Source organism: Deferribacter abyssi, from assembly GCF_049472655.1.
Classification (GTDB): Bacteria; Chrysiogenota; Deferribacteres; order Deferribacterales; family Deferribacteraceae; genus Deferribacter; species Deferribacter abyssi.
Genome location: NZ_JAQNCS010000005.1, coordinates 87,404 through 111,050, shown reverse-complemented (window position 1 = coordinate 111,050; position 23,647 = coordinate 87,404). Strand labels below are relative to the sequence as shown.

The following is a 23,647-nucleotide window of genomic DNA, read 5'->3' as shown; positions in this document are numbered from 1 at the left end:
AAATTTCATGGAAAAAGTTTTTAGAGATTTCATTGAAGTTATATTTATATTTGTTATATTTTATATATGAATATCAAACTGCTTTACTACTTAATCTCCTTGATAATTTTTTTCCCTTCCTTTGTGTTATCTAAAGAATTAAAAATATATTATGCAGATTATAAGCCTTTTATATTTAGAGATTATACAGGTGAGTTACGCGGACTAGAGTATGATATTATTTCAAATTTTTGCAAAACAAATAACTTTAATTGCACATTCATAGAAACCACCTTTACAGGATTAATTAACGCCGTAAAATACGGTTATTGTGATTTATCCGTAGGAGCACTTTACAAAACAAAAGAAAGAGAAAAAATTGGACTATTTACAATCCCCTATTTAAAAACAGGATTAGTAGCCGTTGTACCATACAATTTTGAAGGTAACATCAATGAATTATATAATAAAAAAGTGGGAGTTAAAAGAAATGCAACCGGGCATAAGTTTGTGTTAGAACTTTCCAAAAAACACCCTTTTCTTGAAATAAATATTTATGACAGTACAATTAAGTCATTTAAAGCACTTGAATATAGGCACATAGACTGGCTTCTTAATGACTATTTTAATTCTCTTGACCTAATATATACTCATTTCAGGGGGAAGTTTAAAATTATATCAATAAAGAATAAACCTTTATTCTTTCAAAATGCAGAAATAGCATTTCTAATCCCTAAAAACAACAAAAGTTTAAAGAAATTATTAGATTTATATATTATAAAACTTAAAACCTCTAAGGAATTAGATAATTTAATTGACAAATGGTTCTACATAACAAAACCTGTATCATTATCAGACTACATAAGTATTATCATAATAATAACAGTATTAATTACAGCAATTATCTTCTTGGTATTATTATTCTTTATAACTATCAAAACAAACAAAAAACTCAGAGGTTACAACTCACTATTAAAGGCAATGATAGATATTCCATCCTTTTTAATCTTTACAGTAAACAAAAACAAAGAAATTAAATTTTGGAATAAAGGTGCTGAAATTATCACAGGATTTAGTAAGTCAGATATCAACCACTTAAAATCTTTTATTAGTAATGATATTGAATCTATTTTAGACTTTTGCATAAAACACTTAAAACCCAAAGAAGATAATATTATTAACATAAAAACAAAACATGGGGAAAAAATTGTGCTCTTTAACATTTACCCCATTTTCAATCCAGAAACACAATGTCTATTTTTTGGTCTAGATCTTACAGAAACAATTCAGTCAATAAACTCTAAACTACTCTATGAAAATTTATACTTTACTGTAGTGGAACACTCTCCAAACGGTATACTTATGGTTGATGATAAAACTGTTTTTTTAAATAAAACACTTCAAAATTGGTTAATGTATAACTCTAAAGTCATACACATAAATGAATTAAATCCTAAAATAAAAGATTTAATAGTTAGTTTTATGCAAAGTACAAATATGTCAGAATCGTTTTTAGATGAAGAAAATCTGATTGAAAATAAAATCCTGGATGTTCACTTAAAAAAAATTATGTTAACTAACAAAACTTGTCATGTAGCAATATTTTTAGATAATACACTAAAAATTAAACAGCAAAAAGTCATCAATGAAATCCAAAGAGATGAAATTGTTTCAAATATTGTAAATAGTGTTGTTCATGATATGAACAATATTCTTAGTGTAATTATTAATTATGCTTCTATTCTGGAAATAGACAACACTTTAAAAGAGAACCACAAAGATATTATAAAAAAGATCATTAAAGTATCTGAAGAATCCTCTATATTTTTAAAATCGTTATTAAATATTTCCAAAACCTCAAGCGAAAAAAAGCTAGTCTTTATTGACAATTTCTTATTAAGTAAGAGAGAGTTTTTTTCTCAAATAATAGGAAAAAACATTAAATTCAACATGGTGCTAAATGATAAAGGTGTGGCAATAGAGTTAAATGAAGAAAGATTTACTCAAACTTTACTAAATCTCATTTTAAACGCAAAAGATGCCATAGAAGATAATGGTGAAATCATACTAAAAAAATATTTAGAGAATGATAATCTTATCATTGAAATATCAGATACAGGTAAAGGTATTCCTGAAGAAATACAGAGAAAAATTTTTGAGCCCTTTTTCACTACAAAGGGTGAAAAAGGGACTGGTTTAGGGCTCTATGCAGTAAAAATTTTTATGAATGAAATTGGCAGAAAAATCACTTTTAAATCAAAACTAGGTTTAGGAACTACGTTTAGATTATCATTTCCTATCAAAAAATTATAGATAGAGGGTGTTATATAATTTCATTTTAGTAAAACACAACTAATTCTTCGCTAACCCTCAGAATGATTAAAAGGTTGTTACTCTGAAGGTGCAAAAATTGAAAGTCTATTATCTATCAGTAAGTTTAAATTTAACAATCTCATTGTGCAACAACCTCAAGACGTGTAGATGTGGATGCAAGCTCACTTTCACCTACACCTCCACTTACACGAAATTAAACTTTGAACCCTGAACTTTGAACATTGAACTTTTTGTATTTATCCAAATAACCTCTGGAAGTGATCATTTTGTCGTTTTTAAGATAAGTTTTAGTGTTACCTACAATAATGATAGTTGACATATCGACAAAATCGTATTCAAATTCACTAATACGCCAAATTTTAACTTCTTCATCTTCTCTTTCACAATTTCTTATCACTCCACAAATCAAATCTCCTCTCTCTTGATAAAACTTTTCCAATACAAATTTTAAATAATCTTTTCGTTTTTTACTTCTGGGGTTGTAAATGGCAGTAACAAAGTCTCCAAAATTGATTGCATCCACTCTTCTTTCTATTACCTTCCAGGGGGTTAAGAGATCTGAAAGGGATAAAAACACAATATCTTCACAAATGGGTGCACCAAGCTTCGCACTGGCTGCCATTGCAGCAGTTATCCCCGGTATAACCTCAATATTTTCAAAATCATCACTCATCTCAAAAACAAGAGAAGCCAAAGAATACAAAGATGCATCACCACCACAAACAAGAGAAACGGTATCACCCCTTTTCGCTCTATTTATGGCAAATTTTACTCTTTCCATTTCACCTTTCATAATATTTGTGAAAATTTCCTTCCCATTAATTAAATCTGTAATCAACTCCACATATCTTTTGTAGCCACAAATCAAATTACTTTTCTTTATTGCAAGAACACCTCTTTCACTTATCAAATCAATACCGCCTGGTCCTATACCTACCACAAACAGCTTACCCATTTATCAACCTCTCTTTCACAATGGCCACTGTGACCTTATCAAAAATGGTCTTTCTCAAAACAAGCTCCGGATTTCTTGCTGATAGTAGTGCAGAAGGCTCTGCCACACCTTTTATCCCCAGATATTTATTTGCACTACTCTCTTTAAAATTGTATAGATCGTTCTCATATAAATGTTTAGGTAGAAAACGGATATAACACCCAAGCTCCTCTGCAGCTTCTAATAATCCCTCCTCATTTATCTTATACCAGCAGGATGCTATAACCCTTAAATCACTCAAGTTTATATTGGCAAGCTTTGCCGCTTCTTTAATGGAATCTATCACTTTTTCTTTGGATACCCCTTTTCTACACCCCACACCTGCCACATAAATCTTATTAGCCTCACTGGCTGTTGTTATCACAGGCTCAGCTCCCGTTATGGAACTAACCAGAAAAGTGAGTTCATTTGCTCCACCCTCATGTCCTGATAACATGCTGATAGCAAACCTGCCAACCTCATCACAAACAACCACCGCAGGATCACTGAATTTATCTTTTAATAAACCATCTATCATCCTGGAAACAATCCCCTGTGCCATAACAGCCACGACTCCCTCATAATAACTAAAACAGTGTGCAAATACCTCTTTTAGAGAATCAAAAGATTTATCACCAAATTCAGGGAAGAATTTTTCAGGCACAAAAAAATCTGCTTTAAGTTGTAAACTAATCAACCTTCCAAGAATACACCCTTTTTTAGTTATCGCTATTACGGCTACCTTTTTTTCTGTATTCATGTTCAAAATCCTTATCATAAAGTCTTGAATATTGTTTAATCAAAGATTTATCCAAAACATTTCCCACAATTATTAAGGCATGCTTACGAATACCTTCTTTATCCATTTTGTCAGGCAAATTCTCTATCGTGCAATTTATTATTTTTTCATCATTCCAGCTTACCTTGTAGCATATGGCCACAGGTGTATCATTACTCCACCCTTTTTCCAAAAACTTATTTTTAATCTTTTCCACATTTTTAGCTGAAAGATAAAACACAAAAGTTCCACCGTGAGAAAGAAGCCTGTCAAGAGCTTCATTTTCCGGTACTCCAGTTCTTCCTTCCACTCTACTAATAACAATAGTCTGAGATATATCTGGTGCTGTTAATTCGACTTTCAACTTAGCCGCAGCAGCAAAAAGAGAAGTAACTCCGGGTACTACTTCATACGGTACCCCCAATTTATCAAGCTCTATCATTTGCTCGTAAGTAGCACCATATATGGATGGATCACCGGTATGCAAACGAACAACAATTTTACCGGTTTTAAAAGATTTATACATTTTATCCACAATTTCATCCAGATTCATGGATGAAGAGTCAAAAAACTCGGCATTAGCAGGGGCATATTTCAAAATCTCTTTATTCACAAGAGAACCTGCATAAATCACAACATCTACATGTTTCAATATATTATACCCCTTTAATGTAATCAGCTCTGCATCCCCCGGGCCTGCTCCGATGAAATATACCTTTTTATCTATCATTTTACCTCCAAATATAGTGCATGAAGATTCAAGGATTCTTGTTCAATTCTCTCCAAAGAAACCACTTCTACAATCTTCTCCGTATCCATCCCTACATCATTAACAACAAATACTCTAAATTTATCAATAAGATATATATTTTTCTTCAATATTTCCAAAGCGGAATTGCTGTTATCACAAAGGATGTAAAGGTTGTGATTAAAATTTAGGCAAAATGATATTTTCTCCTTCAACAATTCTAGGGTATCATTGTCTCTCCCATGTATAGAAAAAAACTCCATATTCTCATAGGATTTGCAAAGTTTTGCCATGGCTGCTTGCATACTGGATATCCCAGGCACTACCTCAGCAATACGTCCACTAAATTTTTTATATAAAATTTTTGCTAAGGAAAAAAAACCTGCATCACCAGACACTATTACACCAATAAGGTTTTCTACATCATTTTCTATAATTTTAACAGTATGTTCCACAACTTTTTTGGTAATAATATATTTTTTCTGTGGAAAAAAATCTTTAAACCTTTCAGGCCCTATAAGATAATCCATTTTTTCTACAGTTCTAACCGCCTTCAAAGTAAGATATTCCTTATTTCCACATCCGGCAGAAATGATATAAATATTTTTTTTAATCATAGAATTTCCCTACCAACCTACATTTCATATCAAAAAGTATCACATTCACTTTTGAAAACCCATAACGCTCTTTCACTTTTTTACTAACTTCTTCAGCTATTTTATCAAAACAGTACTTGTCACAAATCTCTTCCACAGTATTAAAATCGTCGTCTACATTTAAAACATTTTTTATATAACTATTTGCCTGAGGAGAATTTTTTGAATGAGTATTGAAATAACCCATGGCAAGTTTTGCAATTTTCCCTGGATGACCTGCTATACCAACTTTTTCAACCTGCCTCTCTCTTAAATAACTTAATGCATCCTCAAAATAATTGCTTACAATAACTGTCTCTATATCCATAAAAACTTTTAAACACTTTTCCCCAATATTTCCAGGCACCAACCAGATATCCTTTACTTTTGAGGCAAGCAAAACATCTATCTCGCATTTTATTGTCTGGATTAAAGCTTCTAAACTCATAGGTTTTACAATACCTGTAGTACCTATTATCGAAATCCCACCCACAATTCCCAGTCTGCTATTAAATGTCTTCTCTGCTATTTTGAGACCATCAGGTACTATGATGGTTACTTTTACCCCAACCCCTTCTGGTAAAAGAGGCTTCAAATTTTCTTCAATCATTCGCCTAGGTGCAGGGTTTATGGCAGCCTCTCCAACTTTTATCTGCAAACCCGGTTTAGTTGCCACCCCTACACCTTCTCCACCTTTTATCTGAACCACACCATCATCTTTAGTGAAATCCACCTTTGCAAATATTTCAATTCCATCCGTCACATCAGGATCATCCCCACTCCACTTCTTTACACCTACCATATCATTCTTCAAAATCAACGGAATTTCCAAAATTCTTTTATCAGGCAAAACAACATCCACCTTATCAGGAATCACACCTTTCAAAATTTTTATTAAAGCTCCTTTTGCTGCTGCTGTGGCAGCCGTGCCTGTTGTAATCCCAGTTTTCAACTTCTTTTCTTCAGACAATTTTTTAATAGCTCCTTTACTTCTTTAGAATCAGTAGGGGATTTACCTTTTGTAGAAATCGCAACTACAAAATCTTTCTCTTCAAACACTGCAGGCATGAAAAATGTTGAAAGTTCCTTATCATCACAGACATTTACAGGAATTCCTTTTTTTATAAAAAAATCAGCTGCCCTTTCATTAGTCTCTTTATCATTTGTACAAATAAAGGCAAAATCAAATTTTTCATCTATAACATTTTCATCAAATTTCGACCTAATCCAGTAAATCTTACCTTCATCACAGAGTTTTTTTAAACTATCATCAATCCTATCAGAAACAACCGTAATTGCAGGCATTGAGAGTGTAAGCAGAGATCTGATTTTTCTACTGGCCACCTTTCCCCCGCCCACAGAAACCACTTTTTTCCCAGTTAATTTAAACATCAACGGATACATACAAGCACATACCTACATATTTAATTCAGAATGCAACTTTTTCCATCAAATATACAGTAATTTGATGGCTTCATAAAATATTAAAGTCAATATTGCAGCGGAAAAATACAATTCAGTAGCATCTAAAATTTTAAAAGGAATTATTTTCTCATCTCCTCCTGCAATATTAGGCTTTTTAACGAGTTTTCCAAAATAACGTGTATCTCCACCTAAGGTTATGTTTAGAGCACCGGCAAATATGGAAATACCACACCCTGCATTTGGACTTGATAACGTATTCTTAAATTTTAAAAAAGTACCAAACGCCTCCTTACCCCTTTTAAAAAGTAATTCTGCCGATAAAATGAGTGGTACAATCTGCATTCTTGCCGGAATATAATTTAAGATATCATCTGCTTTTGCTGAAAATTTACCGAATTTTTCATACTTTTCATTTCTATATCCTACCATCGCATCAAGTGTATTGGCTACTCTATAAAATGCAATGCCATAAACTCCAAAAACAGCTGCATATATAATTGGAGCAAAAAAGGCATCATTAAAATTTTCACCAACAGATTCCACCACTGATTTTACTATCTTTTCCTCGTCCATCCCATCCACATCCCTGCTCACAATATATTTCAATCTCTTTTTTGCTTCTTCTACATCATGAAACAAGAGATAAAAAATTTCCATTGCATGATCTTTCATCCCCTTTATTGATAAAAATGAGTAAAAAACAAATGTCTTGAAAGAAAAAAGAAGAAACTGATTCCCTTTAAACATCTTTGAAAGCAAATATATCACTGACAAAACGGTTAATTGGGATGCAATGAAAAGAAAAACACCGCCAAAAACTTTATTTCCTACTTTATAAAAAATCTTTTCATAATATGAGATCATTTTTCCGATTAAAGCCACAGGGTGAAACCTGTTTGGTAATTCTCCGAAAATAATATCTATTAATACTGCTAAAGTTAAAGGTTCAATCATTTTTTATATTGTTCCATAGCGTTTCTTCTAATATTGATGCGAGCCTCTCAAGAGACTCCTCTTTCATCTCAAAATATGTTTTGGAAATTTCCACATTTTTGTTTAAAAGCTTAAAAAAGAACTTTATAAAATCTGCATTTTCAAAAATCCCATGCAGATAAGTGCCGATAACTCTATTTTCCCTATCATAAATAAGCAACCCATTTTCGATTAATAAATTTTCCACACGATCATCATGTATTATACTTCTACCATGGTGAATTTCATAACCCGAAATCTTCCCAGTGAAATAATCACCTGATGCTATATACTCTTTTCTTCTCAAAATCTTTTCTCTATCAAATAAAGTTTTCATATGCACGAATCCGAAACCATCCATATTCCCAGAATCTTCTACACCATCTTCATCAATAATCTCATCTCCCAACATCTGAAATCCACCACAAATCCCCATAATCAGTTTCTTCCCGTATAATGATTTTATCTTCTCAAAAAGCCCTTTTTCTTTTAAAAAGCTCATATCAAGGATACTATTTTTCGAGCCAGGAATTATGATGGCATCGAAGCTGTCAAGCTCATCAGGATCATCCGTATATTTCAACATTACGTTATCTACAATTTGTAAAGGTAAAAAATCAGTGAAATTTGATAAATATTTCAATTTTATGACACCAATCTTTATTTCGGCACTTTTCTTATCAACACTATTTTTCAACCCTTGAGAATCTTCATCCTCTAAACAATGCTCAAAATAAGGAATTACCCCTTTAATCGGTATGGGACAATATGATTTAAAAAGCTCAAATGCTGGCGCAAGAAGGGACAAATCTCCTCTAAATTTATTGATAATAAATCCTTTAACATAACTTTTATACTTTTCTTCAATTAAATCATAAGTACCTTTGAGAGAAGCAAAAACCCCTCCTCTATCAATGTCACCCACAATATAAACCTTTGCATCAGCAATCTCTGCCATTTTCATATTCACAATATCATATTTTTGAAGATTTATTTCAGCAGGTGAACCTGCCCCTTCAATGATTAAAAAGTCGTTTTCACTTTCCAATGATTCAAATGCTTCTTTTACAACCTGCAAATTCTCATTATGAAATTTGTAATAATCCCTATAAGAAACAGTTTTGTAAGGTTTACCTAATCTAATGATCTGAGACATTCCAATACCTGTTGGCTTCAAAAGGATAGGATTCATTCTAACATCAGGCAACATTTTACACGCTTCAGCCTGCAAAATTTGTGCTCTTCCCATTTCAAGCCCGTCAAAAGTTACTCCAGAATTGAGCGCCATATTTTGAGCTTTAAAAGGTGCTGTCTTGTACCCTTTATTTGTAAGCAGTCTGCAAAGCCCTGCGACCAAAACAGTTTTACCTACTCCAGAGCCTGTCCCTTGAATCATTATATGCTTCTTCTTACCCATTTAAAATCCTTTCAAAAACCTTGATAAAATAATCCATCTTTTTCTTTTCCTTTATCGATATGCGGATAAAAGTATTATTAAGTCCTCTGATATTTTTACAGTTTCTAACAAGAATTTTTTCCTTTAATAATTCATTGACAACATAATCGCTATCTTTTTCTAACAGTTTAATAAGTAAAAAATTTGTATCTGAAGGATAAACTTTGATACCATCAATCTGCATCAATCTCTCAAAAGATTTACATTTTATCTCATCTATCTGTTTAGCAATCTTTTTTGTATCTATCGACAAAAGCTTTACCCCTATCTGTTCTGAAATGGAGCTTATCCCCCACTCAAGATTATATCGCTCAATATTTTTAATTAACCTGGTGTTTTTAGAATACGCAAATCCCAATCGAATTCCTGCCATACCATAAATCTTTGAAAAAGACCTTAGAACTAACAAATTGTTATATTCCATGCCCAACAGAGTCATTTCATCTTCATTCATCAAAAAAGGAAGATAAGACTCATCTACCACAAACAAAGTATCAGGATACAAACTCACTACTTTAATTAGCTCATCTTTGCGAATAACTTTTCCTGTGGGATTGTTAGGATTACATATAAAAACTATTTCATATTTTGAAAAATCTATTTTCTCCCAATGTAATTCAAATTCATCCTCTTCTTTCTGATAATAAAAATTAACATCCAAGGAATAAATGGTAGCGTACTTTTCATAATCGATGTAAGTGGGTGGGAATATCAAGCATTTCCTGTTTTTATACAGAAAACAAATATTTTTTATTAACTCACTCGTTCCAACTCCTAAAACCACCTGGCTCAATGATATGCCATATCGCCTTGCCACTTCTTTTTTTAGTAAATATCCGTGAGAACTTGGAAGGAGCTTGAAAAATTTAAGATAGCTTTGAGCTTCCTTTAAAATAATTTCATCGATAAAAGGTGAAATATTACTACTTAAATCAATTATATCTTCAGGCTTACATCCTAATTTTTCTGCAAAAAGATACACATTTCCACCATGAGAAAAATCAAGCAATGAGCACTCCTGTTAAAAGTAAAACCGTTTCAATTACTTCACATGATGCTCCGATAATATCACCGGTTGCACCACCTATTTTTTTCAAGTGATAACTCTTCAGCAGAGTAAGCAATATAAAATAAACAGTGTTGAAGATAATGAAAAATCCAAATCCTCCAAAAATTGATAGAAAATAAATAATGTATGCTAAAGTGAAATCTTTTGTTTCTAACCTGCCAAAAAAGGTTTTTCCTGTACCATCATCTCTTAAATATTTTAAATCACGAATAAGATAAAGCATACTAATTCTTGAGTAGGCAAAAGGTAGTATGATAGCCATACTCTCTTTAATATTTTCAAAAGCATACAGTTTTGATATTAATATGAGTATTAAAGCAAGCACTCCCATCGTTCCAATTCTGCTATCTTTCATAATTTCAAGCATTACATCTTTGGAGCGTCCTGAAAAATAGGCATCAGCTGTATCAGCAACCCCATCCAGATGAAGTCCACCTGTGATAATCACACTAAATATCAGCATTAACAACGGAGTAATAGCGGTATCAAGTAAGCTTATTAAAAACACAAAAGAGCCAATCAAAAGACCAACAACAGGGAAAAAGCGCAAAGCTTCTTTTGCATCGAAATTATCACTTTTCAATCTTACAATTGTCAAAAAGGATATTGCATTTTTAAAACCAGTTAGCATTATCTTTCATAACCTCTCTCGTTATACATATGGAATCACCCTATCTTTTTAAAATCTGTTTTATTAAATTTGTGGAAAAATATTTTCTACAAACAAACCAAAATAACCCATTAACACATAAATAATATTCAAATCGGCACTCATTTTTACTACCTGTTACTCATCACTTGTTACTTGTCACTTAACACTTGTTTACTATTACACTTTGCCTTCACTTACCCCTGCCTCACTAAAAGTTGCCACCTCTTTTATAATTCTTGCTGCAGCATCAAGAATATGTATAGCAAGAACTGCTCCAGTCCCTTCACCTAATCTCATATTTAGTTGTAATAACGGTTTCAAACCTAAATAATCAAGCATTTTTATATGGCCAGGTTCCTCCGATTTATGCCCTGCAAACATATATTCTATTACGGTAGGACAAAGTTTGTAAGCAATTAGAGCACCGGCTGTAGATATAATACCATCGATTATAACAGGGATTTTGTGGTATGCTGCAGCAAGTATAACTCCTGCTATTGCCCCAATCTCAATACCGCCTACTTTTGAGAGCACATCTATCGGATCTTCTGGGTTCGGTTTGTTAAACTCAATACCCTTTTTTATTACTCCTATTTTCTTTTTTAACATTTCAGAAGGGATACCTGTACCTTTACCTGTCATTATCTCCACACTGTTTCCCGTTATCACAGATCCAATTGCTGAAGATGGAGTAGTGTTGCCAATACCCATATCGCCAGTTGCAACTAAGTTAAGCTTTTGTTCTTTAATTTCTTTAGATGCAATTTCAAAGCCAGCTAAAATTGATTGAATAGCTTCATCCCTTGTCATAGCAGGCTCTTTTGCAAAATTGTTTGTGCCATATTTTACTTTCTTCACAATAAACTTATTTTTTCCGGATAGTTCTTTTTCATCTATCTCACACTTAGACCCCACATCAGCCACAACCACAGCACAGTTGTTTTGTCTTGCAAGAACAGTTATTGTAGCAATGCCATTTACAAAAGCCTTGATCATCTCACAGGTAACCTGCTGTGGAAATGCACTTACCCCTTCCTCTACAACTCCATGGTCACCTGCCATTACAAATACAGCTCTTTTGTCCACTTCTGGTTTCATATTTGATGTTATAGCACAAAGCCTCTCAGAAATATCGTTCAACATCCCCATTGCCCTTGGCGGCATAATTAACTGTGAAGTTCTCTCTTTTGCTTTCTCGAAAGTTTCCTTATCAATCGGTTCGATTTTTGAAATAATTTCTTGTAGTGTCATTTCTCCTCCTTTATCTTTACTGGAATTCCTGATACCATCAAAAGACAACTGTTTGCAGCAGCTGCCACTTTTTGATTAATAACGCCTAAAAAATTTACATATTTTCTTGTTTCATAATTAACAGGCACAATTCCCAACCCTACTTCATTTGTAATTATTATTAAATTATAAGAAACTTTAGGCAGTAAGTTTGTTAATTCTTCAAAATAGCTATCAAGATCTTTCTTGTAGTACATTAAATTGTTAACCCAAGTTGTTATACAATCTAAAACAACTACATCATAATTTTTAATATTTTTAAGCACCCTTACAATCTCAACAGGCTCTTCAATTGTATAAAATCTGTTTTCCCTTTCTGCCCTATGTCTTTCAATCTTCTTCTTCATCTCCTCATCAAAGGGCTCTGCCGTGGCAAGATAAATCCTCTTCTCATGAGTCAATGCGAGCTTTATTGCATAAGAAGTTTTACCACTTTTGATACCACCTGTAATAAGAGTAACCATACTTTTCAAAAACCTCCAATAAATAGTTTAAGCTTCTAAGTAGCTTTTTAAAACCAAAGAGTTCTATGCTGAGGCCAATCTTTTTTTCTATGGCAAAATCGATAATATACAGTAGTAATTTTTTATCTAAGTGATAAAGCTCTAAATGATCAATTCCATTTTTAACTCCATGTAAATGGATATACTTAATTTTCTTCTCATACTTTTTGAGAATTTCAAAGGGGTTTTCACCATTTGTAAGTAAATGTCCAATATCTACACAGTAATTAACTTTAGTTTCAAACAAATCATCAAACACCTTACTGCTTTTAATATTTTCAACCAATACTGATGGAAATTTTTCCACTAAACATTCAATTTTTTGATAATCCCTTTCGTTCGAGTGCAAAAAGAAAAAAGAAGTTGGTAGTTTTGTAAGATTTGATACAAAGTTACTCATTATTTTATAATCTTTTTTTATATTTAAATCTCTATCGTAGGGAAGGTGAGGACAATATTTAATGTTCAACTTACTTAGCAGTAAGAGCTCGTTTTCAGCGACTTTATCATATATCCTTCTGCTTTCAAAATATAATAGCTCTATTTCATCAAAGAGATGCATTAGTCTTAACACGTTCATCACTCTTGTATCGTAATAAATAAATGAGGTTGTTGCCAAAATCGGTATTTCTTTCACAACATGTTTCTCACTTTCGTTTTTGGAAAAAAGGAGATAAAAGTTTCTACATTTTTTTCAAAATCTACTTTTGATAGCTGAGATGCAAATCTTTTATCAAGCAACGGTTTATCGATTAAAGGCTTCTGTAAAATAATTTTGTCATTTTCATCAATCAATGCAAAAAAATTTTCTAAATTTTTTTTGTGAAAATCTTTCCAGACAGTTATTCTCAACTCAAACGGTACACCATATTGTTTCAGCAATCTGTAAGTATCAGCAAAATACTCAAATTTTAAATTACATCTTGTAATATATTTTATCTCTTCATCCGAAAAACCCTTAACATCCACAGCTACGTAATCTAACAGTTTTTCTTTTAAGGCTATTTGTAATTTTTTCGAAGAAAAACCGTTTGTATCAATTTTTATTTCTATTCCATTACTTTTTAGCTCGTGTAAAAATTCAAAAATATTTGGGTGAGACAGCGGCTCTCCCCCCGTTATAGCCACATTTTTAACACCGTTTTTTTTTATAAATTCGAAAAATTGCTTCGTTTTGTCTATGTAAACGTAATTCTTTAATACAAGCTCTCTGTTATAACAGAATCTACAAAGCAGGTTGCAACCGTGTGTAAATACCACAGTTGCAACCCTACCAGGAAAATCATTCAATGAGATAGGCTCAAAATCTGCCACAATCACTGTTCAAATCCGTACTCAAACCTTTCTCCAAACTCTTCTTGCTTACCGTCGTTCCAATTTTGAACTGGTCTATGATACCCCACTACCCTTGAATAAACTTCACATTTTTCCCCTTTAACATTTTTAAGCTCATCTTCCAATTTAGCTATTTTTTCTAAAATCTCTTCCTTTTTCATAAAAACCTCCTATAATTTAGTTTGTTATCAATGACTTTAATTGCTCTATTTCATTCATTATTTCGTACCTTTTTTCCTCTATACACTTAGGACACTCAAAATGTCTTCCAGATATATATCCGTGCACGGGGCATACTGAGAAAGTTGGTGTAATTGTAAAATAAGGCAATCTAAACTGAGAAGCTATCCTTTTAACAAGCTGCTTCAAAGAGTCAGGCTCTTCAACAGATTCACCCAAGAAAAGATGAAATACCGTTCCACCTGTATAGAGAGTTTGTAATCTATCCTGATGTTTTAATGCTGCAAACATATCTAATTTACAGTTTACAGGTAGTTGTGTAGAGTTTGTATAATAAGGTTTCTCTTTGCCACTTGTGATGATATCTATAAAATTGCTTTTATCTATTTTAGCAAGACGATAACTTGTGCTTTCAGCTGGAGTTGCCTCTAAGTTGTAAAGCATATCATCTTCCATTTGAAATTCTGAAATCTTTTCATTGATGAAATTTAGCACCTTGATGGCAAACTCCACCCCTTCCTCATGAACAATATCTACACCAATAAAATTTAACAAAGATTCATTCATCCCTACAATTCCTATGGTATTAAAATGATTTTTCCAGTATTGGCCAAATCTCTCTTTTATTTCTGTGAGATAAAACTTAGCGTATGGATAAAGCCCTTTTTCTGTTAAATTTTCTAAAGTTTTTCTCTTAATTTTTAAACTTTCTCTTGCCAATTCAAGTAATACACTTAATCGCTTGAAGTAATCAGCCTCATCTGAGGCAAGGTATCCAATTCGTGGTAGATTTATGGTTACTACCCCAATGGAGCCTGTTAAAGGGTTTGCTCCAAATAAACCACCCCCTCTTTTTCTCAATTCCCTGTTATCAAGTCTAAGCCTACAACACATGCTTCTTGCATCGTCTGGACTCATATCGCTATTTACAAAATTTGCAAAATAAGGGATGCCATATTTTCCTGTCATTTTCATCAACTCTGTAACTATCTCGTTGTCCCAATCAAAATCCTTTGTGATATTATAAGTTGGAATAGGAAAAGTAAAAATTCTCCCTTTAGCATCCCCTTCACACATTACCTCGATAAATGCTTTGTTTATCATATCCATTTCTTTCTGAAATTCGGCATAAGTTTTATCTTTTAACTGTCCTCCTACTACCACAGCTTCATTTTTATAGATTGATGGTACTTTTAAATCAAAAGTTAAGTTGGTAAAAGGTGTTTGAAATCCTACCCTTGTAGGGATATTGAGGTTAAACACAAATTCCTGAATACATTGTTTTACATCTTTGTAATTTAGTTTATCATAATATACGAATGGAGCTAAGAGAGTATCAAAATTTGCAAATGCTTGAGCACCGGCAGCTTCCCCTTGTAATGTATAAAAAAAGTTTACAATCTGTCCAAGTACACTTCTAAAATGTTTAGGTGGTGCACTTTCAACTTTTCCTTCCACTCCTTTAAACCCTTTTAACAATAAATCTCTCAAGTCCCAACCACAACAATAAACCGAAAGTATCCCCAAATCATGAATATGGAAATCACCATTTTCGTGAGCTACTTTTATCTCTTCCGGATAAATTTTATTGAGCCAATATTTTGCAGTAATTGTGGATGAAATATAGTTGTTTAACCCCTGTAAAGAATATGTCGTATTGCTATTTTCTTTTACTCGCCAATCCACATTACCAATGTACTCATCTATTAGGTCAAAAGCATCATCTAAAGCATTTTTTAACTCACGCATATCTGATCTTTTTTTACGATACAAGATGTAAGCCTTTGCAGTTTTAGCATGGCCATTTTCAATTAATATTTTTTCTACTATATCCTGAATCTCTTCTACTGTTGCCACACCTATTTTGCCATACTTTTCTTCGACAACTTTTGCTACTTCGATAGCCAACCTGTTAGCTGTATTCCTATCTTCGCCACCTACTGCTTTGGCAGCTTTAAAAATGGCATTTGCAATTCTCTCATAGTCAAAGGGCACAACACGCCCATCACGCTTTACAACCTTTTCAATCACATTAACCTCCAACTAAAATTTCAAGGAGAAAAATAGGTTTTAGTAGATTATATAGATGATATTCATCCTACCCTCCGTAGGTTTTTTAGCAGGCCGGTCTCCTGGCTCGCCTTCATCCTACTCACCCGCCTTCCCACCTAACACCTAATTAGTTTTTAGGCGCTCGGCAGTGGCATAATGGGCTTTCGTCAGGCTCACAGTTGCGGGGGCAGCGCCGGACTTTCACCGGACTTCCCGTATCCTGCAATTAACATATTAGCACAAAATTTAAAATTTTGGAAGTAATATGATTTCTGGAGTCACAATATTTTTTACTAACATTAACAGTTATATGAATTTTTTGAATGAAAAACTGCTATATATCCATCCCGTGTTTTATAGCTTATGAAGATTTAAAGAAAAGGGGAAAACTCCCCTTCTAATATTCTATTTTATATGGCTAATAGGAAATTCTGGATATGCTTTTATTCCGTGTTCATATAAGTCGAGTCCTGTAAACTCCTCCTCTTCTGAAACTCTAAATTTTATCACTTTATTTATCAATTTAAAAAGAATAAAGCTTATTACAAAACCCCATATGAAAGCCACCACAACTCCTACAATTTGAGATAAAAATACCGGCTCCCATGCTCTTTGTTCAAAGTTATAATTACACAGTCCGGCTGCAATTGTTCCCCAAGCTCCGCAAACACCATGCACAGATATAGCTCCCACAGGGTCATCAATCTTGATTTTTTCAAAAAAGAGTACTGAGTATACAACAAGAATGCCAGAAACAACCCCTATTAAAATAGCAGCAAAGGGAGTTACATTTGCACAACCAGCTGTTATCCCAACAAGTCCAGATAAAACACCATTTAAAGCCATACCTGCATCAAACTTTTTATACATATTATACGTAACCACAAGCGCTGTAATAGAGCTAGCTGCAGGTGCTAATGTTGTATTAAGAGCAATTAACGGTAATGCAGCATCAGCAGCAGTTTCACTACCCACATTAAAACCATACCATCCAAACCAAAGAATAAAAACCCCAATAGTAGCAAGTGGTATGTTGTGTCCTGGAATCGCTCTGACTTTACCATCCGCTGAATATTTTCCAACTCTTGGTCCTAAAACAATGGCTCCAGCAAGAGCTGCCCAACCACCTATCGAGTGAACTACAGTAGAACCAGCAAAGTCTATAAATCCTAATTTTTCAAGCCATCCATTACCATGAAACAAACTCCCCCAAGCCCAGCCACCAAAAATAGGATAAACAATCGCCGACATAAGAAAACTAAAAATAAGATATGCTTTAAAATTTGCTCTTTCTGCAATTGCTCCAGAAACTATTGTTGCAGCTGTAGCACAAAACATTGCTTGAAACAAAAAAAATGCAAGTGTCCAATTGTCACCATAACCCCAGTTTAGTAGAAAAAAACCCTCTGTACCAATAAAGCCACCATAACTTTTGCCAAACATTAAAGCAAATCCAACAGCAAAAAATCCTAATACTCCCATTGAAAAATCCATCAGGTTTTTCATAATAATATTCACGGCATTTTTAGCTCTTGTAAAACCTGTTTCTACCATTGCAAACCCAAGCTGCATAAAAAAAACAAGAAACGCAGCTATTAAAGTCCACAACCAGTCAAGATTAATTTGCACCTGTTTAGCACTTATTGCATTATCCGCACTAAATAAAATACTGCTCGTGAGAATAAAAAATATTGATAAAAATATTTTTTTCATTGATACCTCCTATAAACACCTTTCATCAATCTCACCTGTTCTAATTCTCACACATCTTGAAACATCCATAATAAATATCTTTCCATCACCAATTTTCCCTGTACGAGCCGTCTGCATTATCTTTTCAACAACCTGTTCTTCCATATCGTCAGTAACCACTACTTCCACCACCACCTTTGGCACAAAATCCACCTCGTATTCTGCTCCTCTGTAAAGCTCAAAATGCCCCTTCTGTCTTCCAAAACCTTTGACCTCATAAATTGTCATCCCTTTAACACCAAGATTAACAAGAGCTTCTTTAACATCATCAAGTTTAAACGGTTTAATAACTGCTTTAACAAGTTTCATACGCCACCTCCTTAAAAATCAATATGCAATACACATGCCACAATTTTAAGATTCACTAAAACGATTTAACAACAAATAGTTAACGATCTTATTTATTACCATAGGCTATTTTTATTATTAGTTTTTTTAATAATATGTCTATTTTTTAATCTAATAATGGTGCTTTTTTATACATAGCTGACCATTTTTAAAATGTGTGATTTAAAACTGAAATATTTGAATTGTTTTTGAAAAAGTTTTTAATTAATCAAATTATTATCTTTACTTTTTCGTCAAAATTTTTTTCTAAAATTTCAAAAATGAAACGCCTATCAACCTCATCAACTATACGATCTCTTTTAAATTCCACCTTCAAAGAATCACCGAAATATCTCACTCTTATATCTGGAAACTTATCTCTTAACATATCCTCAGCAAGTTCAATCTTTCTTATATCCTCTACCGTGGCATTTTTTGTTTTAACTCTCGTAGCAATACATGATTGAGTATGAAATGAGAGTGTGTTCAAAACAGAATCTTTAATAACTTCAGAAACATATTCTTTCCCAAGCTCATTTTCCAACAACGGGGATTTAATATTAAACATCTCTATTGCTTTCATTCCAGGTCTATAATCAGCTAAATCATCGATATTCGAACCATCAAAAATAACATCAATCCCGAATTCCTTTTTTATTTTGACCAGTTCTCCCAAGATATTTTTTTTACAATAAAAACATTTATCCCTATCATCTGTAAAAAGCTCATTGGCAAGTTTTGCATAAAAAGGTTTCCATGCCACATTCAGCAGATCGGCTACTTTATAGGCAAAATTTATCTCATAAACAAACATATTAAAATTAACACAAGTTGCCGCTAGAACATTCTCTTTTCCTAAGTAATCTGTAGCCAATTTTAAAACCGCAGAACTATCGGCACCACCACTTAAGGCAACAATAGCAGTTTTAAAATTTTTAAAATATTCCTTTAGCTTATTATTCATTATCAATTACAATACAATAAATTCCGGTTTCTTCGCAAGCCTCTATTTTCTCTTTAAAACCACCGGCCTTTCCACTCTTTTTCGTAATAAGAAGATCTATTTTAAGCTCTTTAATCAGTGCCACATTAAAATCCTTTGAAAACGGTCCCTGCATGGCAATAATTTTATCATAATCAAATCCATATTTTCTCACTTCGTAGATGGAATTTTCAAAAGGTAAAACACGCACATAAGCTTTATCTTTTAAAAATGCAAAATCTTTCATCATTTTACTTCCAATTGTAAATAAAATTCTCCTAAAATCCTTTTCTTTTAAAAAAGTTATCACTTCTTCTCTGTTGCTAAAAAAAATAGCTTTTTCATAATCAACATTAATATCATCATCTCTAACATACGAAAGATACTCTATATTCAAATTCTTTGATACATTCAAAGCTGTTTCTGTTATCACTTTTGCGTAAGGATGCGTGGTATCAATAATTTTAGTAATTTTATTTTCTTTGATAAACTTCTCTAAACTTGCCTCATCAAATTTTATAAACAATACCTTATCTTTACCATATTTTTTTGAAAACTGCTCATATCCATATTCGGTTGCCACAGTTATAATGAAATTGTCACTTTCTAATGAATTTAAAAACCTATGAGTATCAGAAGTTCCACCTAAAATCAGTAATTTATCAAACATGATAGCATACTTTTATCAAAGCGTTGAATGCAGCAGCGGCAATACCGCTACCACCCTTTGTCCCAAAATTTGTAATGCAAGGAATCGGAGATTCTGCAAGCATTTTTTTAAATTCTGCAGCTTTTACAAACCCCACAGGCATACCGACCACAAATACAGCTTTATCATCTCTATCTTTGCTCATCTCAATTACTTTCAACAAAGCGGTAGGAGCATTGCCGATAACAAAAATTATATTTTCAAACCTATCAAAAGCATATTCCATTGAAATCTCAGCCTGAGTTTTATTAAGCTCCTTAGCCCTCCTAATAACTTCGTCATCAGAAATAAAGCAATAAGTTTTCAGTCCGCTAACTCTTAGATACTTTTCAGTAATACCTGATTTTACCATATTCACATCACAAATCACAGAAGGCTTTTTTCCCAAAATATCTTTAAAATCTTTTAACCATTCTTTTGAAAAATGTATCAATTTTGCAAACTCAAAGTCGCCAGAAGCATGTATAACTCTTTTTACTACCACTTTCTCTTCTTCACTAAAATTTGAAAGATCCACATTCTGTTCTATAATATCAAAACTCTCCTTCTCAATCATTTCCCCTTTTTTCATCCTTTTCTCCTGTACAAAATAGCTGTGGATAAATATCCCGCATTTTCAGGGACCTCATCAGTTAAAAGATCAAAAACCCTTTCACCATCCAAAGTACATCGCTCCACAAGATAAGCTTTTTCCACCATTTTATTTTCTCGTGCAAACTCGATTAAACTTTTCAATCTTTTATGCACTTTCATAACAATCACTGTGTCAAAAAGACTCAAAACTTTTCCCAGCATCCTCCCATCTTTCTCCATTTCAACAACGCAAAAAGACTCCCCTTTAATCACAATATTTTCATCTATCCTGTTTGCCGCTGCAATAAAAGAAGGGATGCCCGCTATTTTTTCAACTTTAATCTCTTTTTCTTTCAGCTTTTCATAAAGATAATTAAAAGTACTGTAAATGGATAAGTCACCGATTGTCACATAACATACTTTTTTGCCCTCATTCAAAAACTGCTCTATCTTTTCAGCCAATTCAGAATATCTTCTATCAAGAAGCTCTTTATCATTATTCATCGGAAAGAAATACATAAAAATCTTCTCATCACTTACATATTGCTTCACAATCTCCTTTGCAACACTTCTACCCGTTTTATCTGATTGTGGCACCACCACCAAATCGCATGATTTTAAAACATTTACCCCTTTGACACTGATGTATTCGGAATCTCCGGGCCCCAATCCTATGGCATAAATCCTTCTTTGCATTTGTTACACACCTCACCTTTTCGCCTCATTTCTTTTAAAAACCGGTTGGAATAACCTACTACTTCTCCAATAAGCATTATGGAGGGATAGCTTATTTTGAACCCACCCTTTAAAACATCACCCACTGTGGAAATTAAAATCTTCTCATCGGGATATTCAAGCTTTTCACCTATGGCAATAGGGGTAGTTTCTTTCAATCCGTTTTCAACAAGTTTTTTCAATATAATCAAAAAGTTTTTTACCCCCATATATACCACAATACTCATGTTTAAATCTACCAATGCCTTCCAGTTGTAAGCCTGCTCAAGCTCACCCTCTTTTTTATGTCCTGTGATAAAAATCACTCCAGATGAAACATCTCTTGCAGTAAGAGCAGTCTCAATTTTTGCTACCAGATGAGAAACAGTCGTTACTCCAGGAATGATCTCAATAGCAGCCTCACACCTCCTTGCCACATCAATCTCTTCAAGGCTTCTTGAATATATGGACGCATCACCACTTTTTATACGTAAAACGGTTTTATCTTCCATCAGATACTTTTCAATCAAACTATTAATCTGACATTGACTACAGCTCGGTTTATATGGAGTTTTACCCACAAAAATCTTTTTACAATTCAAATCTTGCAGAATCTTCTCATCCACAAGTCTATCATATAAAATCACATCAGCTTCTTTTAGCTTCTCTAACCCCTTTACCGTAATTAAATCTTTGCCTACTCCCGCTCCTTCAATTACCAATTTTCTCATTCATTACTCCATCTATAAAAAATTTGGTTTAACTGCAAAATGGCATCTATAGTGTGGCTGTTCCCCCTAGAAAAAAGGAGCTCATCCACTTCCACAAATTTGGATTTCAAACTTTTAAACTCCAACCTTTTTTCAGGTGCCACGGCCTTTTTATTCATAGGTCCAACTTGATATATGTATATATCTGGATTTAAAGCCAACACCTTCTCTAAAGAATACCTCACAAGTTTTCTATTAATTTTTACAAGATTGATACCACCTGCTTTCCTGATCACATCCGAGACAATATTCTTTTCACCTGCCACCATATATGGCACATACATAACTTCATAAACAACCTTCGGTATCTTTCTTAACTTTTTAACCTTCTTCAATTTTACTTTAAGGTCATCAACTAACCGTACCCCTTTTTGGGGCACATCCATCATCTTTGAAATTTCCAGAATTTTTTCAAAAATCTCTTCCACGGTTCTTGGATCATATCTATAAAATTTTGCATCTACTTTTGATTTGAGCAGCTTTGGAAAATATTTTTCATTAGAATAGACTATCAAATCAGGATTTAATGATGCAATAATCTCAATATTAGGTTTTATATGAGAACCAACTTTCCTCGCTTTTTTAAACTCTTTTATATGTCTCGTAACTCCGACTATACTGTCATCCAATCCGAGTTTTGAAAAGATATCAACAGCAGCCGGAGACAAAATGACAACTCTATCATAGGCAAAACTGTATTTACACAGCCAGAAAATAACCGTTAATATTATTAAAATCGACTTCAAAAATCTCATTCAAGACCTCCCTGGTTACTTCATCCATCTTCAAAAATTTGGCTATTTCACCTTTTTTCAAAAACACCACTCTATCGCAAACGCCCCTCACCTGATTTATGTCATGGACAGAACAAATTACTGTCTTGTCCAATTCATCAAGTAATCCCCTGATAGTTTTAATAAACTTGACATCAATCATTGAGAAAGGCTCATCGAGAACAACCACATTACTATCCTGATTAAAAACCCTTGCCAGCATTACTCTTCTCTTTTCCCCACCCGAAAGTTCTCTAAACTTTCTATTTCTCAAATCCGTCAATTCTAACTTTTCTAACCATTGCTCCGTTAGTTCATAATCTTTTTTGCCGTAATTCCCCCCTGTTTTCGGATATCTCCCAAATAAAACCGTCTCAAATACACTAAATCCGAAAATTATCTCTGAAAACTGAGGTAAATAGGAAATCGCTTTTGCAAGCCCCAAATTAGAATAATCTTTAATATTTTTACCGTTTATATCAATTTCACCTTCGTAATTATCATAAATACCTGAAATAAGATTAAAAAAAGTACTTTTACCCGCTCCGTTTTCACCAAGTAAAGCCACTTTTTCACCCTTTTTAATCTCCAAGTGCTTAATTTTAAGATAAAATTCATCTTGTACAAAATTCAAATTCTTAACTTCAATAATATTCATCTTTATCT

The 23,647-nt window shown here is 33.2% G+C and carries 24 protein-coding genes, 1 pseudogene and 1 riboswitch; of the genes and pseudogenes, 1 reads left to right on the top strand and 24 read right to left on the bottom strand.

Annotated features, from left to right (window positions below):
- The first annotated feature begins 123 nt into the window (after window positions 1-123).
- Complete coding sequence (locus OWK30_RS04350; RefSeq protein ID WP_423323931.1) at window positions 124-2,292, top strand: transporter substrate-binding domain-containing protein; 2,169 nt, start codon at window positions 124-126, stop codon at window positions 2,290-2,292.
- A gap of 214 nt (window positions 2,293-2,506) precedes the next feature.
- Here the strand turns inward: OWK30_RS04350 and cobJ are convergent, their stop codons facing one another.
- The 24 genes and pseudogenes from cobJ to OWK30_RS04230 all read right to left on the bottom strand — a co-directional run bounded on the left by cobJ (window position 2,507) and on the right by OWK30_RS04230 (window position 23,639).
- Window positions 2,507-3,268 (bottom strand): precorrin-3B C(17)-methyltransferase, encoded by a 762-nt coding sequence (cobJ, locus tag OWK30_RS04345; RefSeq protein ID WP_423323929.1) that lies wholly within the window; start codon window positions 3,266-3,268, stop codon window positions 2,507-2,509.
- Window positions 3,261-4,064 (bottom strand): cobalamin biosynthesis protein, encoded by an 804-nt coding sequence (locus OWK30_RS04340; protein WP_423323927.1) that lies wholly within the window; start codon window positions 4,062-4,064, stop codon window positions 3,261-3,263. The genes cobJ and OWK30_RS04340 overlap by 8 nt, the downstream gene beginning before the upstream one ends.
- The gene (gene cobM / locus OWK30_RS04335) at window positions 4,006-4,794 is read right to left on the bottom strand and encodes a precorrin-4 C(11)-methyltransferase (protein ID WP_423323926.1); all 789 of its coding nucleotides are present in this window, start codon (window positions 4,792-4,794) and stop codon (window positions 4,006-4,008) included. Before cobM ends, OWK30_RS04340 begins: the two co-directional genes overlap by 59 nt.
- A complete protein-coding gene (gene cbiE / locus OWK30_RS04330) occupies window positions 4,791-5,429 on the bottom strand; it encodes a precorrin-6y C5,15-methyltransferase (decarboxylating) subunit CbiE (RefSeq protein ID WP_423323925.1) in 639 nt (212 codons plus the stop codon). The genes cobM and cbiE overlap by 4 nt, the downstream gene beginning before the upstream one ends.
- Window positions 5,422-6,417, bottom strand: coding sequence for a cobalt-precorrin-5B (C(1))-methyltransferase CbiD (cbiD, locus tag OWK30_RS04325; RefSeq protein WP_423323923.1), 996 nt, complete (start codon window positions 6,415-6,417; stop codon window positions 5,422-5,424). The genes cbiE and cbiD overlap by 8 nt, the downstream gene beginning before the upstream one ends.
- Window positions 6,396-6,839: a precorrin-2 dehydrogenase/sirohydrochlorin ferrochelatase family protein gene (locus OWK30_RS04320; RefSeq protein ID WP_423323921.1), complete on the bottom strand. Its 444-nt coding sequence runs from the start codon at window positions 6,837-6,839 to the stop codon at window positions 6,396-6,398. Before OWK30_RS04320 ends, cbiD begins: the two co-directional genes overlap by 22 nt.
- A 57-nt stretch (window positions 6,840-6,896) precedes the next feature.
- Window positions 6,897-7,826 (bottom strand): adenosylcobinamide-phosphate synthase CbiB, encoded by a 930-nt coding sequence (gene cbiB, locus OWK30_RS04315; RefSeq protein ID WP_423323919.1) that lies wholly within the window; start codon window positions 7,824-7,826, stop codon window positions 6,897-6,899.
- Window positions 7,819-9,261: a cobyric acid synthase gene (locus OWK30_RS04310; protein ID WP_423323917.1), complete on the bottom strand. Its 1,443-nt coding sequence runs from the start codon at window positions 9,259-9,261 to the stop codon at window positions 7,819-7,821. Before OWK30_RS04310 ends, cbiB begins: the two co-directional genes overlap by 8 nt.
- A complete protein-coding gene (locus OWK30_RS04305; RefSeq protein ID WP_423323915.1) occupies window positions 9,254-10,309 on the bottom strand; it encodes a pyridoxal phosphate-dependent aminotransferase in 1,056 nt (351 codons plus the stop codon). Before OWK30_RS04305 ends, OWK30_RS04310 begins: the two co-directional genes overlap by 8 nt.
- A complete protein-coding gene (gene cobS / locus OWK30_RS04300) occupies window positions 10,302-11,000 on the bottom strand; it encodes an adenosylcobinamide-GDP ribazoletransferase (RefSeq protein ID WP_423323913.1) in 699 nt (232 codons plus the stop codon). Before cobS ends, OWK30_RS04305 begins: the two co-directional genes overlap by 8 nt.
- A gap of 198 nt (window positions 11,001-11,198) precedes the next feature.
- Window positions 11,199-12,272 carry a nicotinate-nucleotide--dimethylbenzimidazole phosphoribosyltransferase gene (gene cobT, locus OWK30_RS04295; protein WP_423323911.1) on the bottom strand — a complete coding sequence of 358 codons (1,074 nt, stop codon included), beginning with the start codon at window positions 12,270-12,272 and terminating at the stop codon, window positions 11,199-11,201.
- A complete protein-coding gene (cobU, locus tag OWK30_RS04290; protein ID WP_423323909.1) occupies window positions 12,269-12,775 on the bottom strand; it encodes a bifunctional adenosylcobinamide kinase/adenosylcobinamide-phosphate guanylyltransferase in 507 nt (168 codons plus the stop codon). Before cobU ends, cobT begins: the two co-directional genes overlap by 4 nt.
- Window positions 12,738-13,451 carry a cobamide remodeling phosphodiesterase CbiR gene (gene cbiR, locus OWK30_RS04285; protein ID WP_423323907.1) on the bottom strand — a complete coding sequence of 238 codons (714 nt, stop codon included), beginning with the start codon at window positions 13,449-13,451 and terminating at the stop codon, window positions 12,738-12,740. The genes cobU and cbiR overlap by 38 nt, the downstream gene beginning before the upstream one ends.
- On the bottom strand, window positions 13,448-14,128 hold the full coding sequence (locus tag OWK30_RS04280; RefSeq protein WP_423323905.1) for an anaerobic ribonucleoside-triphosphate reductase activating protein: 681 nt from the start codon (window positions 14,126-14,128) through the stop codon (window positions 13,448-13,450). The genes cbiR and OWK30_RS04280 overlap by 4 nt, the downstream gene beginning before the upstream one ends.
- A 2-nt stretch (window positions 14,129-14,130) precedes the next feature.
- Window positions 14,131-16,360: pseudogene (locus OWK30_RS04275) on the bottom strand (ribonucleoside triphosphate reductase).
- A 74-nt stretch (window positions 16,361-16,434) separates the two neighbouring features.
- Window positions 16,435-16,641: riboswitch (cobalamin riboswitch) on the bottom strand.
- A 145-nt stretch (window positions 16,642-16,786) separates the two neighbouring features.
- Window positions 16,787-18,094, bottom strand: coding sequence for an ammonium transporter (locus OWK30_RS04270; protein WP_423323903.1), 1,308 nt, complete (start codon window positions 18,092-18,094; stop codon window positions 16,787-16,789).
- 9 nt (window positions 18,095-18,103) lie between these two features.
- Window positions 18,104-18,442, bottom strand: coding sequence for a P-II family nitrogen regulator (locus OWK30_RS04265; RefSeq protein ID WP_423323901.1), 339 nt, complete (start codon window positions 18,440-18,442; stop codon window positions 18,104-18,106).
- A gap of 247 nt (window positions 18,443-18,689) precedes the next feature.
- Entirely contained in the window at window positions 18,690-19,424 is a 735-nt protein-coding gene (larE, locus tag OWK30_RS04260; protein WP_423323899.1) for an ATP-dependent sacrificial sulfur transferase LarE, read from the bottom strand.
- Window positions 19,417-20,112 (bottom strand): precorrin-6A reductase, encoded by a 696-nt coding sequence (gene cobK, locus OWK30_RS04255; RefSeq protein WP_423323897.1) that lies wholly within the window; start codon window positions 20,110-20,112, stop codon window positions 19,417-19,419. The genes larE and cobK overlap by 8 nt, the downstream gene beginning before the upstream one ends.
- Entirely contained in the window at window positions 20,105-20,722 is a 618-nt protein-coding gene (locus tag OWK30_RS04250; protein WP_423323895.1) for a precorrin-8X methylmutase, read from the bottom strand. The genes cobK and OWK30_RS04250 overlap by 8 nt, the downstream gene beginning before the upstream one ends.
- The gene (cobI, locus tag OWK30_RS04245; protein ID WP_423323893.1) at window positions 20,719-21,420 is read right to left on the bottom strand and encodes a precorrin-2 C(20)-methyltransferase; all 702 of its coding nucleotides are present in this window, start codon (window positions 21,418-21,420) and stop codon (window positions 20,719-20,721) included. Before cobI ends, OWK30_RS04250 begins: the two co-directional genes overlap by 4 nt.
- Window positions 21,396-22,169: a uroporphyrinogen-III C-methyltransferase gene (gene cobA, locus OWK30_RS04240; RefSeq protein WP_423323891.1), complete on the bottom strand. Its 774-nt coding sequence runs from the start codon at window positions 22,167-22,169 to the stop codon at window positions 21,396-21,398. Before cobA ends, cobI begins: the two co-directional genes overlap by 25 nt.
- A complete protein-coding gene (locus OWK30_RS04235) occupies window positions 22,166-22,963 on the bottom strand; it encodes an ABC transporter substrate-binding protein (protein WP_423323889.1) in 798 nt (265 codons plus the stop codon). The genes cobA and OWK30_RS04235 overlap by 4 nt, the downstream gene beginning before the upstream one ends.
- Window positions 22,908-23,639 carry an ABC transporter ATP-binding protein gene (locus OWK30_RS04230; protein WP_423323887.1) on the bottom strand — a complete coding sequence of 244 codons (732 nt, stop codon included), beginning with the start codon at window positions 23,637-23,639 and terminating at the stop codon, window positions 22,908-22,910. The genes OWK30_RS04235 and OWK30_RS04230 overlap by 56 nt, the downstream gene beginning before the upstream one ends.
- Between the last annotated feature and the right edge of the window lie 8 nt (window positions 23,640-23,647).